Raw genomic sequence first — 14,292 nt, 5'->3', positions numbered from 1 at the left:
CTTGCTTACTCGCAAGCACAGTATTGAAGGAAGGGCTCCCTTCGGCGACGGCGAGGAAGTCTTCGGCACGCTCGATGCGGAAACTGCCACGCGGCTGGCGATGGTCGCTGGCGATATCACGCTGATCATCGAGGACAGTGGCAAGATCCTCGATGTTTCCGCCAATGGCGACGCCTTTCCCGGCGTTTCCGAATGGGTCGGGCGCAATTGGCTCGACACGGTGAGCGAGGACAGCAAGCACAAGGTTATGGAGATGCTCACCGGCGCGCGTCGGCAGCAGACCCAGCACTGGCGCCAAGTCAACCAGATCGGCAGCGCCGGCGAGATGCCCATCAAATACGTGGTCGTGCCGATCGGCGAGGGCGGACGTCATATCGCGCTGGGGCGCGACGAGCGCGAATCCGCGGTGATCCAGCAGCGGCTGCTCCAGGCGCAACAGGCGCTCGAGCGCGACTATATGCGGATGCGCCGGATCGAATCGCGCTATCGCCTGCTGTTCGATTCTTCCTCCGAACCGGTTCTGATCGTTGCCGCCGACGGTCACCGCATCAAGGAAGCCAATGCCGCGGCGCACCGCATGCTGGGCGCGAAACCAGGCAGCCTCGAAGGCGCCAAGCTGCTGGGGCTGTTCGATCGCGCCGACCGCGAGCGGCTGATCGCCTATCTCGGCTCGGCGTTGAGCGCCGGATCGGTCACTCCGGTCACCGCGTCGGTGGTCGAAGGCGCCGCCGAGGTTACCGTCTCGGCCACCGGTTTCCGCCAGCATGGCGGCCAGTTCCTGATGATGCGGCTGGCTTCGGACAACCAGTCCCAGGCACCCGAAAGCAGCGCCGCGCTCGCGGTGATCGAGGCCATGCCCGATGCCTTCGTCCTGGCCGATGGCGATCGCGCCATCGTCGCCGCCAATCTCGCCTTCGTCGAGCTGGTCGGCGCAGCCAGCCTCGATCAGATCCGCGGCCGCTCGCTGAGCGAGTTCATCGGTCGCCCGGGGATCGATCTCGAGCTGATCGAGGCGCAACTCACCAAGCACGGGTTTGCCCGCAATGTGGCGACCGTCGTCGGCGCGGGCGACAGCTCGAGGGGCGAGGCGGTCGAACTGTCCGCGGTCCAGACCATCGACGGCTCGCCGTACACCGGCTTCGTGATCCGGTCGATCGGTCGCCGGATGCGCAACCTTCCCCAGGCGGCGGACGATGTGCCGCGGTCGGTCGAGCAATTGTCCGAACTGGTCGGGCAGATGTCGCTCAAGGATATCGTCCGCGAGAGCACCGATCTGATCGAGCGGCTGTGCATCGAGGCGGCGCTTTCCTACACCTCGGACAACCGCGCGTCGGCCGCCGAAATCCTCGGCCTCAGCCGCCAGAGCCTCTATTCCAAACTGCACCGCTACGGGCTCGGAAATCTGGTCAACGAGACCAACTGACGGGTCGTCGGGCAAAGGTCTGTCAAAATGATTTGACGCATGGGGGCGTCAGGCATAGCCTCCTTTTATGGAGCGATCTGCTGCAACCACCCCTCGGGCGGCATTTCCCGCACCCCGCGACATTGTCGAACTGCTCAAGCCGATCACCTGGTTTCCTCCGATGTGGGCATTCCTGTGCGGGCTTGTCTCCTCGGGGCTGCCACTCGACGGCCGCTGGCTGTTCCTGATTGCAGGAGTTGCGCTGACCGGCCCGCTGGTCTGCGGCACCAGCCAGGCGGTCAACGACTGGTACGACCGTCATGTCGACGCCATCAACGAGCCCGACCGCCCGATCCCCTCGGGGCGAATCGCCGGCAATTGGGGGCTGCGAATCGCGATCGTCGGCACGCTGTTGTCGCTGCTGGTCGCCTGGGCGGTGGGTCCCTGGGTGCTGGCGGCCACCACGCTCGGGTTGATCTGCGCCTGGATCTACAGCGCGCCGCCGCTGCGCCTCAAGACCAGCGGCTGGACCGGGCCGGCGGTGGTCGCGCTGACCTATGAAGGGCTGACCTGGTTCACCGGTGCCGCCGTGATGGCCGGCGCACTGCCGCGGGGCGAGATCCTGCTCATCCTCGTGCTCTACAGCGTTGGCGCGCATGGCATCATGACGCTCAACGATTTCAAGGCGGTGGAGGGCGACACCCGAACCGGGATCCGCTCGCTCCCGGTCACTCTCGGCATGGTGCCGGCGGCGCGCTTCGCTTGCGCGACCATGGCATTGGCGCAGGTCGCGGTGATCGCGCTGCTGGCCATCTGGCAGATGACCGTCTCGGCGGTCGCGGTGTGCGCATTGCTGGTCGCGCAGCTGGCGCTGATGCCCAGGCTCGTCGCCGACCCCGCCAGTCGCGCGCCCTGGTATGCGGCGCGTGGGGTGACGCTCTATGTGCTGGGGATGCTCGCCGCGGCTTTGGGTCTGGGAGGGCATCTGGGATGACGGTGGGCGCCGGGTTCGGATGGATTGCGATCCTGCGGCTCGGCGCGGTGCAGGCCTCGATCGGGGCGATCGTCATGCTCGCGACCTCGTTGCTCAAACGGCTGATGGTGGTCGAATACGGGCTCGCCGCCGCGATTCCCGCCGGGCTGGTCGCCTGGCATTATGCGGTGCAATTGCTGCGCCCGGTCTGGGGGCAGGGCTCCGATCTCGGGCTGCAACGGACGCCGTGGATTCTCGGCGGGATGGCGTTGCTCGGGCTGGGCGCGCTCGCGGCGGTCAACGCCACCGTCATGCTTGCGACTGCGCCGCTGGGGGGCACGCTGCTCGCCGTGCTCGGCTTCACCATGTTCGGCGGCGGGGTCGGCGCGGCGGGGACCTCGATGCTGGCGCTGCTGGCATCGGGGGTCGCGCCCGAACGCCGTGCGGCCGCAGCGGCGACCACCTGGATCATGATGGTCGCCGGGATCGTTGTCTCTGCCAGCGTTGCGGGTGCGCTGCTCGATCCCTATTCGCCTGCGCGGCTGGCGCTTGTGGCAAGCGGGGTGGTCGCCGTCGCGCTGGTGGTCACCGCGCTGGCGGTGGTCCGGCTCGAGCGGCAGGCAGTACCGGTGGCGCACTCGCGGACCGAGCCGGTGCCCGAATTCCGCGCCGCCATCGCCGAGATCCTGACCGACGGCACCGCGCGCGCCTTCACTCTGTTAATCTTCGTCTCGATGCTCGCCTATTCGATGCAGGATCTGATCCTCGAACCCTTCGCCGGGCTCGTGTTCGATATGACCCCCGGCGAATCGACCAGCCTTGCCGGAATCCAGCATGGCGGGGTGCTGGTCGGAATGGTGGTCACCGGGATTGGCGGAAGCGGGTTTGCCGGACGCATGCCGGGCGAATTGCGCAGCTGGATCGCCACCGGCTGCCTGGGCTCTGCGGCGGCGCTGGCTGCACTGGCGTTCGGGGCGCAGGTCGGACCGGGCTGGCCGCTGACCGCTAACGTGTTCGCGCTCGGTTTTTTTAACGGGCTGTTCGCGGTCGCCGCGATCGGCGCGATGATGGGGCTGGCGGGTGCCGGAAGGCGCACCCGCGAAGGCGTGCGGATGGGTGTGTGGGGCGCGTCTCAGGCGATCGCCTTCGGGCTCGGGGGCCTGATCGGCGCGCTGGGTGTCGATTTCGCCCGTCGTGCCCAGGCGCAGGACGCCGCCGCCTTCCAGCTGATCTTCGCAATCGAGGCTGTTCTGTTCGTGGTCGCCGCGGGGCTCGCGTTGCGGGTGGCTTCACGGGAAGCGCCGCGTTTTTCGGGAGTTGTACCGACATGATCGAGGAATTCTACGATGCCGTCGTCGTCGGCGGCGGACCGGCGGGGGCAACCGCGGCCTGCGATCTGGCGACCGCTGGGCACCGGGTCCTGCTGCTCGACCGTGGCGGTCGCATCAAGCCTTGCGGCGGGGCCGTTCCCCCGCGGCTGCTCGAGGATTTCGAGATTCCCGACAGCCTGCTGGTGGCGCGCGCGCGCTCGGCGCGGATGATCGCCCCCTCGGATCGCGCGGTTGACATGCCGGTGGGCGAGATCGGCTTCGTCGGCATGGTCGATCGCGACCAGTTCGACGAATGGCTGCGGGTGCGCGCCGCCGACGCCGGAGCCACGCGCCGCAAGGGCATGTTCGAGTCCATCGAGCGCGATGAGGAACAGGGCCCACTGGTGGCCTATCGCGAGACCCGCGACGGCCCTTTGCGCAGGGTCCGAACGCGGGTGGTGATCGGCGCCGATGGTGCGCGCTCAGCGGTCGCCAGGCAAGAAATCGGCGGCGCCGAGCGGATGCCCTGCGTCTTCGCCTATCACGAGATCATCCGTTCGCCCGAGCACAGCAGCGACGGTTTCGATGCCGATCGCTGCGATGTCTTCTATCAGGGCAGGCTCTCGCCAGATTTCTACGCCTGGGTGTTCCCGCATGGCGAGACCGCCAGCATCGGGGTGGGTAGCGCCAACAAGGGCTTCTCGCTGCGCGGTGCGGTCAAGACGATGCGCGACGATCTGGGTCTGGCGCAATGCGAGACGGTGCGTTCCGAGGGCGCGCCGATCCCGCTCAAGCCGCTCAAACGCTGGGACAATGGCCGCGACGTGATCGTCACCGGCGATGCCGCCGGCGTGGTCGCCCCTGCTTCGGGCGAGGGGATCTATTACGCGATGACCAGCGGCCGGATCGTCGCCGAGGCGGCTGGCGCCTTCATCGCCAGCGGCGCTCCGGCCACGCTACGCCGCGCGCGCCGCGCCTTCATGCGCGAACACGGCAAGGTGTTCTGGATCCTGCGGATGATGCAATATTTCTGGTATTCGAGCGACAAGCGCCGCGAGCGCTTCGTCGATATGTGCGCCGATCCCGATGTCCAGGAACTGACCTGGCAGGCCTATATGAACAAGCGGCTCGTCCGCGCCAAACCGCTCGCGCATCTGAAGATCTTCCTCAAGGACACCGCGCATCTGCTGGGCCTGAGGCCGGCCGCGCAATGAGCCGCAGCTGGATCATGCCGATCGTCATCGCCGGGCTGGCGGCCGTCGTGGTCGCAATGCTCGGCGGCACCATCACCAATCTCGGCCCCTGGTACGAAGGACTGGCCAAGCCCGACTGGACCCCGCCGCGCCCGGTTTTCCCGATCGTCTGGACCACTATTCTGGCGCTGGCGGCGGTCGCCGCGGTCAGCGCCTGGCGCGCAGCCCCCACCGACAAGGTGTCGGATACGATCGTCGGGCTGTTCGCGCTCAACGGCGTCCTCAACCTGTTGTGGAGCCTGCTGTTCTTCCGGATGCTGCGTCCCGATTGGGCGTTCTTCGAAGTGATCGGGCTGTGGCTCTCGATCCTGGCACTCGTGGTCTATTGCGGGCGCCAGTCGAGGCTCGCCGGCGTGCTGCTGGTGCCCTATCTGGTATGGGTCACCATCGCCGCGGCGCTCAACTGGCAGATCGTCCAGCTCAACAGCCCCTTCGGCTGAGCAGCGGGACCGTGGAAACCTTCTTCGCGAGCGGCCATGCGGTCGATTTCGTCCTGGCCGTGCTCGCGGTGGAACTGATCGTGTTGCTGAGGCGCGGCTGGTCGCTCCGCGATGCTCTGGCCATGCTGCTGCCCGCGGCACTCATGCTGCTGGGTCTGCGCGCGGCGCTGACGGGGGCGGGATGGGTCTGGGTCGCGCTGCCGCTGGCGCTTTCGCTGCCAGTCCATCTGCTCGATCTTGCCCGCCGCAGGGCGCGGCAGAGCTGAGACCCTTGCGGCGGGCTGCCTATTCGGCGGCGACCCCGGTGCGCTCTCTTGCCATGCGGGCGTCGGCCTGGCGCACCGCGGCCGAGAACATCGTCGGCATCAGCGCGGGGTAGTCCCATGCCATGGGAACCCCGCCCATCGGCTTGTTCTGACCCTGGTGGCAGGTGGTGCAGTTGACCTTGAAGGGATCGCCCATCGCCCCCTTGCGGTTGGCTGGGAAGACGTCGGTAAGCGGCGTGATATAGCCGAAATTGATCTGCCGGACCATGTCGAGCCCGAAATAGGCGGTCGAGCGGAACGGGTTGCTGTTTTCCCACGACTGGAACGACTGCGAATTGTGGCAATAGGTGCAATTGACCCCGAGCGCTTGCGATATGTGCATCATGATCGCGTAGGTCTGCTCGGTCTCCATCGTGCTGGTGGTGTTCGCCGGGCTCGGGAATGTCCCTTTGGAGATCACCCGCGCGGTCTGCGGCAAGGGCCCGCCGAGCAGGTAGCGCGCCACCGCCGCATTGGGCAGCGAGGAATATGCCGAGTTCGACACCGGATCGTTCTGGCCGTTCTTGTTGCGCACGATCCCCTCATGCGCGGCGTCCTCGGGGAGCGTCCAATATTCGTTGGGCACCGGCTGCCCGCGGTGGCAGGTCCAGCAAGTCACGCCGGTGTTGCCGACGTGATTGGTCCAGTCCTGGTTGAGCTCGCGCGTCATCTCGAGCATCCGGCGTGAGACCGCCTTGGTGTATTTCACCTCAGACGCCATGTTTGCCGGATCGTGGCAATAGGCGCAGCCTTCCTCGGGCGCCACCCAGGCGGTGATCGCTGCCATGGTGTAATTGAACTGATCGACCGAGACATCGCCGAGGACTTCGACATTCTCATAGACTTCGCCCGCTCGCGGTCCGGCGGTGCCGGGCGGATCGTAGGGCGGGGCGGGAACCTCGTCCTCGATCACCGAGGTCTTGACCACGATCTCGTTCATCCCGGTGCCGCGATAGCCGGTCTGGTAGGATTCCTTCGGAGCCAGTTCGCAGGCGGCCAATGCCAGACCCGAAATCCCGGCGAGCGTCACGGTGAGGACAGGTTTCATTCTCCGACACTCCTGATGCCAGCGGGATCGACGACCCCGGTATCCGGGTAGGCAGGCGCGAACTGGTGCTGCTGCGCCCAGAGGTACCAATTGTCGACCACGGTGCCGGTCAGCAGGATGCCGATCCCCCCGGTCAGCGTGGTCAGCACCGCGAACCACCAGGCCCAGCGATGGATCGATTCCATCGTCGCGTTGAAACCCATGGTCCAGCGCCAGAACAGTGCCGCACGTTCGGAGGCGGTGCCGCGATCGGTGATCTGCTCGATCTCGCGCTCGCCGCCATAGCGTCCGACCGCGAGGATCGTCGCACCGTGCATCGCGAACAGCAGCGTCGAACCGTAGAGAAAGACGATCGAAAGGGCGTGGAACGGATTGTAGAACAGATTGCCGTATCGGATCGAGAAGGCCGCAGTCCAGTCGAGATGCGGAAAGATGCCGAAAGGCACCGCCTCCGCCCACGAACCCATGAATGCCGGGCGGATAAAGCCGAGCACGAGATAGAGCCAGATTGTGGCAAGGAAGGCCCAGGCAACATGCGTGCCCATTCCCAGCGCGCGGGCACGGCGATAGGTACGCACCCACCACAGCATGATCGAGGTGGTGAGGAAGAAGCCGGCCATGATCCACCAGCCGCCCTCGGCCAACGGGACGAACGGATCGAAGCCCCATTCGGGCCCCGGCGGCTCGAGCGCCAGCCAGGGCAGCTGGCGGACCAACTGGATTGGATCCCAGCCGACCGAGGCGAGCATGTTGAGCCCGATGATCTCGAACGCGAGAAAGCCGCAGATCAGCGCGGCGACCCCGGTCCAGCCGAGATAGACCGGACCGATCTGCGCCTGACCGACGAGGCCAAGCCAGTGGTTGAAACTGGTGGCGCGGATGCGCGGTTCTTCGCCGACCGGCAGCGGGACGCCCATTTCGGGGGCGCTGCGCAGCTGTACCTGGGTGAAGATGTTCTGATAGCGGGCCATGGTCGCGTTCCCCCTCAGGACCAGATCGGCAGATTGAGCCACCAGGTCCACCATTCCGGCCAGCCCTTGGTCCACAACGGGCCGGAGATGATGATGCAGATCGCGCTCCAGAAGCCGGCGTTGAGCGCCAGCAGCAGGCCGAGCCGGTGGATCCCCAGCGTACCGATCGAATATCCGATCAGGTCGCGGAAAAAGGTGTCTTCATATTCGGGCGATTTCACTTCCTCGCCCTTGGCGGGATTGACCGCCGAGAGCACCAGCGAGCCGTGTAGCGCGAGCGCGAAGGTGGTGGTGAAGAAGAACGACACCGCCAGCATATGCGCCGGATTGTAGTGGAAATGGAGGTATTGGTAGCCGGTGTTCGAGACCCAGTCCAAATGGCTGAAAATCCCGTAGGGGAAGCCGAAATGCCAGCCGCCCAGCAATATCGGACGGATCACCACCAGCGAGACATAGGCGAAGATCGCCACCCCGAAGGCGATCGGCACGTGATAGGCCATCCCCAGCTTGCGGCAGATTTCCACCTGCCGCAGCGCCCACGAACCGAAGGAGATGATCGCGCAGACCGTGATGACCTGCCAGAACCCGCCTTCACTCAGGGGCGCGAAACCCAGCCCGTGGACCAGGTCCGGCGGCTCGATCGAGATCAGCCACGGGTTCCAGGTCGGTCCCTGTGAAGCCGCGTAGAAGATCAGCGCGGTGCCCAGCGAGGCGAAGATCGCGGTGACGACTCCGAAGAAGCCGACGTAGAAGGGGCCGACCCAGAAATCGAACAGATCCCCGCCGATCAGCGTGCCTCCGCGCACGCGATATTTCCGCTCGAAACTCAGCAGCGCCATAGCCCTATCCTCCACCGCCGCGGTGCGACGGCCATCTTGTTTACCGACACCGAACCCCGGGCCTGATGCCCTCTCGAGGCGGCGACGCTGCGCCGCCGCCTCTCGCACAGGTCCTCGTCAGGTTGCCGGAGGCACGGCGACCAGCAGTGCGGCGCCTTGCGCCGAGTTGGGGCCGTCGAGCCAGTTGAAGGTGTCGGTGCTGAGCAGGATGAAATGGATCACCAGCGCCAGCACGAAGAGGAAGACGAACAGGGCGACGAGTGCCCTGCGCGGATCGAAAATAAGCCAAATTCTCCACATGGTCCTGTTTCCTTGTGCAACAGTGTCAGGTCCCGCGACGCGCTGCGCCGCGAAAGGCCGCTATCGGTTCAGAGCCACGGTCTCCACATCCACACGAGGATGTGCGCGACCACCGCCACGGCGGTAAAACCGAGGAAGCCGCCCATGAACAGCTTGTGGAATTCCTTCGCTTCTTCGGGGGTGAGGTAGGTCCTCAGCCCGAGACGATCTTCGGGATCAGTCATAGCCCTGTCTCCAGTTCTGCTTGGTGTGCGAGAGGCGATAAACCTCCGGTGTCCGCGCAGGGGCTCCCGCGTGGATGGAATGGCCCGGCATCCGGGCGATCTGGGTGCGGCGGCTCACGCGGGCTGCCCTTCGAGCAGCGCGTCGGCCAGCCGGGTTTCGGTGACGCGGGCCCCGCCAGCGGCGCGCGCGGCGCGCTCGGCGGCATCGCGGTAGCGCTTGGCGGCGGAAATGCGGATCAGCACCGGCTGCGCTTCGACCATAAGGTCGAGCCGCGCCTTGGCCGCGTCGTCCCACTGCAGTTCGGGCTGCAGCCGCGCCGGGGTGGGATCCACCTCGTCGAGCTGGGTGGCGAGCGGGAGGATATGAAACAGCGCGTCGAACAGCGCGTTGCACAATTCCTGCATCAGATAGGTTGCGCCCGAATAGCCCATGAAGGGGGTGCCGGTGTGCCGGCGGATCGCCGCTCCGGGGAAGCTGGCGGGGATGTAGATCCCGCGCCCGCCGGCCTCGGCCATATACATCCGCTCGTTGTAGCTGCCGAATACCACCAGCGGCGGCGCGGCATGGATCGCGGCGCGCACCGCGGCGTTGTCGGGTTTGACCCCGGCGGTGCGCGAGAAGGCGAAGCTGCAGGGCAGCCCCATATCGTCTTCGAGGAATTTGCGGATCCCGCGGGCGTACGTCTCGGTCGCCACGATGCCGAAGCTGGCGGTGCCGAAGAAATCCTGAGTCACCGAGCGCCACAGATCCCACAAAGGCTTGATCGTGGTGTGCTTCTCGCGGGTGATGAACGGTTCGGGGTCGAGCCCCAGTTCGGCGGCCAGCGCGCGCAGGAACAGCGTGGTGCTGTCGAGCCCGATCGGGGCCTGGAAAAACGGCCGCTCGAGCAGCTCGCACAGATTGCGACCGAATTCGCGATAGAGGCAGACATTGGCCTGCGCATCGGCGAGCCGGCGGACATCGGCGAGATGGCTGCCGAGCGGGAAGGCCATGTTGACCTCCGCGCCGATGCCCTCGATCAGCCGGCGGATCTCGGCCAGATCGCTCGCCATGTTGAACATGCCATAGGCGGGGCCGATGATGTTGACCTTCGGCTTTGCACCCTCCTTTACGGGCTTGGCCGCGGGCACTTTCTTGGGGCCGAATTCGGTCCACAGCCAGCTCAGCGCGCGGTCGGCGCATTGCCACTGGTCCTCGTCGATGGTGCGCGGCAGGAAGCGCTTGATATTGGTGCCCTCGGGGGTGACCCCGCCGCCGATCATCTCGGCGATCGAACCGGTGACCACCACTGCGGGCAATTCGGGGTCGAGCGTCTTCCAGGCGCGTTTCATCGCGCCTTCGGTGCCGGTCTTGCCGAGTTCCTCCTCGCCCAGCCCGGTGACGACGATCGGCAATTCGTGCGGCGGCAGGCCGTCGGTGTAATGCAGCACCGAAGTGACCGGCAGGTTCTCGCAGCCGACCGGGCCGTCGATGATGACCTGCAGCCCCTTTATCGCGGTGAAGACATAGACCGCGCCCCAATAGCCGCCTGCGCGATCGTGATCGAAGATCAGCATGGCAGTTCTCGCGACCGATATCCGTTCTTGTCGAGCACAGTCGAGACACGGGGCGCGGCGTATCTCGACTTCGCTCGATACGAACGAGGAAGGGCTGTTTCGTTCACGATCCCACCGCCTCGGCCGCCTTGCGCGCCGCCTCGTTGAGCGCGGCGTATTTCTTCTTGAACAGCGGCCGGTCTTGCGGGGTGTCTTCCCAGATGCCCGTGCGGTGATCGGTGCCGACGCCTTCGAAGAAGGCGCTCATCCGGTCCATCCGCGCTTTGTTAGCCATCGCAGTGTTGACCACTTGCGCCAGGCTGCCAGCGCCCGCGGGGCCCATCAGCGGGCGCGCGGAGATGAGGTTGGTGAAATAGAGCGACGGGATCGCCCGCTGCTTGGCGTGCTGGACCACCGGGGTGGTGCCGATGGCGAGATCGGGGCCGTATTCCTCGACCGCGGCGATATCCTGTTCGAGGCTGGCGCGGTACTGGATCCGTACGCCCCTGGCCTCGAGCCATTCGCGGTCCGGATCGGACCATCGCGTCCGGGGGCAGGCGGTGCCGACATAGGGCACATCCGCCCCGCTTTCGACCAGCAGCCGCGCAACCAGCAGTTCCGAACCCTCGTAGCCCGAGACGGTGATCCGCCCGGTGACCGGATTGGCGGCCAGCGCGCCGCGGATCGCGGCGACGAACCGGTCCTTGGCCGCATCGACCTTGTCGCGCGCGATCCCGCAGGTCTCGCCGATCGCCTCGAGCCAGGCGGCGGTGCCATCCGCGCCAACGGGCGCCGAGCCGATGACCGGACGTCCGGCGTGTTCGAACTCGCGGACGCTAGCGGTGTAGAAGGGATGGATTGCAGCGACGACCGCGCAATCCAGCGCGGAGTAAAGCTCGCGCCATTCCCGCGTGGGGACCACCGGCCCGGCGGCCAGGCCAAGCGGTTCGAGCAGCTGCCCGATACCGACCGGGTCGACGGGGAACATTTCGCCCAGCAGCGTTACCGTGGGCCGGTCGGAGCGGGTTTTGGGCGCGGCGACGGGGCCCGCCTCCACTTCCTTGCGAGCGTAGGCGAGCATGGCGCCTGCCAGCACGTCCTTGGCCTCGGCATGGGTGGGGATGCCGAAACCGGGCACGTCGATACCGATGATCCGGACCCCGTTGATCTCGTCCTTGAGCAGCCGCAGCGGCACCCCGCTGGCGGTGGGAACGCACAGATTGGTGACGATGATGGTGTCGTATTTTTCCGGATCGGCGAGACCCTCGACCGCTTCCTTGATGTCCTCGAACAATTTGCCGGTGACCAGCGTCTCGGAGCTGAAGGGGACATAGCCGACGGTGCGGCGCGCGCCGTAGAAATGCGAGGTGAAGGTCAGCCCGTAGACGCAGCAGGCCGAACCCGAGAGCACGGTGGCGGTGCGCCGCATCCGCAGACCGACCCGCAGCGAGCCGAAGGCGGGGCACATGCTCTGCGGTTGATCGTGCGGGCCTTGCGTTGGCTCGACCGGATAGTCTGCGGCGTAGCGGTTGAGGATCTCGCTGTTGCCTGCGGAACGCGCCGCTTCGCGCATTGTGTTAGCACCCGCATGGCAACCACCGGTGGAACCTGCCGACTCGGGCTCAACCGGCGCGAGGTCGAGCCGGTCGGGTCGGCGATCCGTGGAGGCTGCCAGTTCGTTCATTCCTCAGACCTCGTCATAGACCACCTCGAGCGAGGGCCGGATCTCGTAGGTGCCGCCGCGCATGTCCGCCTGACTCGCGGGGACCAGGTGGACATTGCCGCCGGTCTCTTCGGGCGAGAACAGCCCGAGCAGCCCGTCCTGGTCGAGCGGGTTGGGCTGGAGCGGCGGCGCGCCGTCGATATTAAGCGCGAGCTCCTCGAACAGGCTGCCCCATTCGCTGCCGGGGCGGCCGATGATCTGGTAGTTCGCCGATTTGCGGCGGATATCCTCGTTTGCGGGGATCGCGGTCAGAACCGGGATACCGACCGCATCGGCAAAGGCCTGCGCCTCGCCGGTGCCGTCGTCCTTGTTGATCAGGATTCCCGCGACGCCGACATTGCCGCCCATCTTGCGGAAATATTCGACCGCCTTGCAGACATTGTTGGCGACATAGAGCGACTGCATGTCGTTCGAGCCGACGACGATGACCTTCTGGCACATGTCGCGCGCGATCGGCAGGCCGAAGCCGCCGCAGACCACGTCGCCGAGGAAATCGAGCAGGACGTAATCGAAGCCCCAGTCGTGGAAGCCCAGCTTCTCGAGCAGTTCGAACCCGTGGATGATGCCGCGTCCGCCGCAGCCGCGACCCACTTCGGGGCCGCCCAGCTCCATCGCGAACACCCCGTCGCGCTGGAAGCAGACATCCTCGATGCGGACTTCCTCGCCAGCGAGCTTCTTGGCCGAGGAGGTTTCGATGATGGTCGGGCAGCTCTTGCCGCCGAACAGCAGGCTGGTGGTGTCGCTCTTGGGATCGCAGCCGATCAGCAGCACGCGCTTGCCCTGCTGCGCCATCATGTAGGAGAGGTTGGATAGCGCGAAGCTCTTGCCCGAACCGCCCTTGCCGTAGATCGCGATGATCTGAGTTTCCTTGGTCACCTCGCCGGTGTGGACCGGATCGGGCTCGATCCCCGCCTCCTCGCGCAGCGCCATGTCTTGATCGAACATCGTCATGCGCATTCGCTCCAGTCGAGAACCATTTTCAGGCATTCGGGATCGGTCAGCGCGGTGGGGTAGGCCTTCCTGGCTTCCTCCGCGGGGCGGACGTGCGAGATCAGCCCGCCCAGATCGAGCGCGCCCGATGCGATCAAGGCGCCGGTCGCGGCGAGATCTTCGGGCTGCCATTCCGCGGCGACGCGCAGCCGGGCTTCGGCCTGGAAGGCGGGGGCGAAAGCGAGATCGAGCCGGTTGGCGTAGAACCCTGCGAGCACGATCTCGCCGCCCCTGACGAGCTTGCCGATCAGCGTGTCGAGCCCGTCGGCAAAGCCGCTGACGTCGTAGATCGCGCGATAGTCGCCCCGGGTGTCGTCCTTGGGGGCGATCACCTCATAGCCTTGTGCGCCGGTGCGGCGGCAGGCCTGATTGTCCCACACCGTCGGGACGGGCGCGCCCATGGCGATGGTCAGCCGTGCGAGCAGCCGACCGAGCACGCCGTGACCGACGATCAGATCGGGCGGGTCGCCTCCGGCCAGCGCATGGCGCGCGGTGGCGGCGAGCGCGAACAGCACCCCGTCGACACCCAGCGTTTCGGAAATGGGGAAGGCGCGGGCGGAGGGGACCACCAGCCGCTGCGCGGTGCCGCCGAACAGACCGCGGGCCTCGGTGTAGCAATTGGCGCCCGGCACGAAGACCCAGTCGCCGATGCGGCCGGTGACATCCGCCCCGGCATCGACCACCCGGCCGACCGATTCGTAGCCTGGCACCAGCGGGTAGCCCATTCCAGGGAAACGTGGCATCTCGCCGGTCCACAGCAGCTTCTCGGTGCCGCTGCTGATCCCGCTCCAATGGGTTTCGATGACGACGTCGGATGGGCCGGGATCGGTCAGGGCCAGCGTCCGCAGCGCCAACCGCCGCGGTGCGTCCACAATTAGAGCCAGTGCATCCATCCCTCAGGCCCATCCCTTCTATGGTCGGTTAACCTGGCACCGGAGCAAGGATTGCTTCGCTGCAATGTCACCTTAGACGAACAGC

Annotated in this window: 15 protein-coding genes; 6 read left to right on the top strand and 9 right to left on the bottom strand. The window is 66.4% G+C overall.

Features of this window, described 5'->3' with window-relative positions; translation table 11 throughout:
• Position 1: 1 nt before the first annotated feature.
• The 6 genes from ppsR to A9995_RS02495 all read left to right on the top strand — a co-directional run bounded on the left by ppsR (position 2) and on the right by A9995_RS02495 (position 5,644).
• Positions 2-1,423 carry a transcriptional regulator PpsR gene (gene ppsR, locus A9995_RS02520; protein ID WP_067608671.1) on the top strand — a complete coding sequence of 474 codons (1,422 nt, stop codon included), beginning with the start codon at positions 2-4 and terminating at the stop codon, positions 1,421-1,423.
• A 67-nt stretch (positions 1,424-1,490) separates the two neighbouring features.
• Positions 1,491-2,396, top strand: a complete 906-nt coding sequence (gene chlG / locus A9995_RS02515) for a chlorophyll synthase ChlG (RefSeq protein ID WP_067608668.1) — start codon at positions 1,491-1,493, stop codon at positions 2,394-2,396.
• Entirely contained in the window at positions 2,393-3,706 is a 1,314-nt protein-coding gene (locus A9995_RS02510; RefSeq protein ID WP_067608665.1) for a BCD family MFS transporter, read from the top strand. Before chlG ends, A9995_RS02510 begins: the two co-directional genes overlap by 4 nt.
• On the top strand, positions 3,703-4,899 hold the full coding sequence (locus A9995_RS02505; RefSeq protein WP_067608662.1) for a geranylgeranyl diphosphate reductase: 1,197 nt from the start codon (positions 3,703-3,705) through the stop codon (positions 4,897-4,899). Before A9995_RS02510 ends, A9995_RS02505 begins: the two co-directional genes overlap by 4 nt.
• Complete coding sequence (locus A9995_RS02500; RefSeq protein WP_199797197.1) at positions 4,896-5,378, top strand: TspO/MBR family protein; 483 nt, start codon at positions 4,896-4,898, stop codon at positions 5,376-5,378. The genes A9995_RS02505 and A9995_RS02500 overlap by 4 nt, the downstream gene beginning before the upstream one ends.
• Before the next feature lie 11 nt (positions 5,379-5,389).
• Positions 5,390-5,644, top strand: a complete 255-nt coding sequence (locus A9995_RS02495; protein ID WP_233998049.1) for a hypothetical protein — start codon at positions 5,390-5,392, stop codon at positions 5,642-5,644.
• A gap of 19 nt (positions 5,645-5,663) precedes the next feature.
• Here A9995_RS02495 and pufC read toward each other — a convergent pair whose 3' ends face one another.
• From pufC to bchC, 9 genes are all read right to left on the bottom strand, one after another.
• Positions 5,664-6,731 (bottom strand): photosynthetic reaction center cytochrome PufC, encoded by a 1,068-nt coding sequence (gene pufC / locus A9995_RS02490; protein WP_067608659.1) that lies wholly within the window; start codon positions 6,729-6,731, stop codon positions 5,664-5,666.
• On the bottom strand, positions 6,728-7,702 hold the full coding sequence (gene pufM, locus A9995_RS02485) for a photosynthetic reaction center subunit M (RefSeq protein ID WP_067609483.1): 975 nt from the start codon (positions 7,700-7,702) through the stop codon (positions 6,728-6,730). The genes pufC and pufM overlap by 4 nt, the downstream gene beginning before the upstream one ends.
• 14 nt (positions 7,703-7,716) lie before the next feature.
• Positions 7,717-8,541 (bottom strand): photosynthetic reaction center subunit L, encoded by an 825-nt coding sequence (gene pufL / locus A9995_RS02480; protein ID WP_067608656.1) that lies wholly within the window; start codon positions 8,539-8,541, stop codon positions 7,717-7,719.
• 117 nt (positions 8,542-8,658) lie between these two features.
• Positions 8,659-8,841, bottom strand: a complete 183-nt coding sequence (gene pufA, locus A9995_RS02475) for a light-harvesting antenna LH1, alpha subunit (protein ID WP_067608653.1) — start codon at positions 8,839-8,841, stop codon at positions 8,659-8,661.
• A 68-nt stretch (positions 8,842-8,909) separates the two neighbouring features.
• The gene (gene pufB, locus A9995_RS15870; RefSeq protein WP_082992420.1) at positions 8,910-9,065 is read right to left on the bottom strand and encodes a light-harvesting antenna LH1, beta subunit; all 156 of its coding nucleotides are present in this window, start codon (positions 9,063-9,065) and stop codon (positions 8,910-8,912) included.
• A 114-nt stretch (positions 9,066-9,179) separates the two neighbouring features.
• Positions 9,180-10,622, bottom strand: a complete 1,443-nt coding sequence (gene bchZ / locus A9995_RS02470) for a chlorophyllide a reductase subunit Z (RefSeq protein WP_067608649.1) — start codon at positions 10,620-10,622, stop codon at positions 9,180-9,182.
• A 103-nt stretch (positions 10,623-10,725) separates the two neighbouring features.
• Positions 10,726-12,285 (bottom strand): chlorophyllide a reductase subunit Y, encoded by a 1,560-nt coding sequence (bchY, locus tag A9995_RS02465; protein ID WP_067608647.1) that lies wholly within the window; start codon positions 12,283-12,285, stop codon positions 10,726-10,728.
• A gap of 3 nt (positions 12,286-12,288) precedes the next feature.
• Complete coding sequence (locus A9995_RS02460; RefSeq protein ID WP_067609481.1) at positions 12,289-13,275, bottom strand: chlorophyllide a reductase iron protein subunit X; 987 nt, start codon at positions 13,273-13,275, stop codon at positions 12,289-12,291.
• Positions 13,272-14,207 (bottom strand): chlorophyll synthesis pathway protein BchC, encoded by a 936-nt coding sequence (gene bchC / locus A9995_RS02455; RefSeq protein ID WP_067608644.1) that lies wholly within the window; start codon positions 14,205-14,207, stop codon positions 13,272-13,274. The genes A9995_RS02460 and bchC overlap by 4 nt, the downstream gene beginning before the upstream one ends.
• Between the last annotated feature and the right edge of the window lie 85 nt (positions 14,208-14,292).

This window comes from Erythrobacter sp. QSSC1-22B (assembly GCF_001678665.1).
Taxonomy (GTDB): domain Bacteria; phylum Pseudomonadota; class Alphaproteobacteria; order Sphingomonadales; family Sphingomonadaceae; genus Qipengyuania.
The sequence above is the reverse complement of the archived record's forward strand: the minus strand, read 5'-3'. Positions and strand labels throughout refer to the sequence as shown.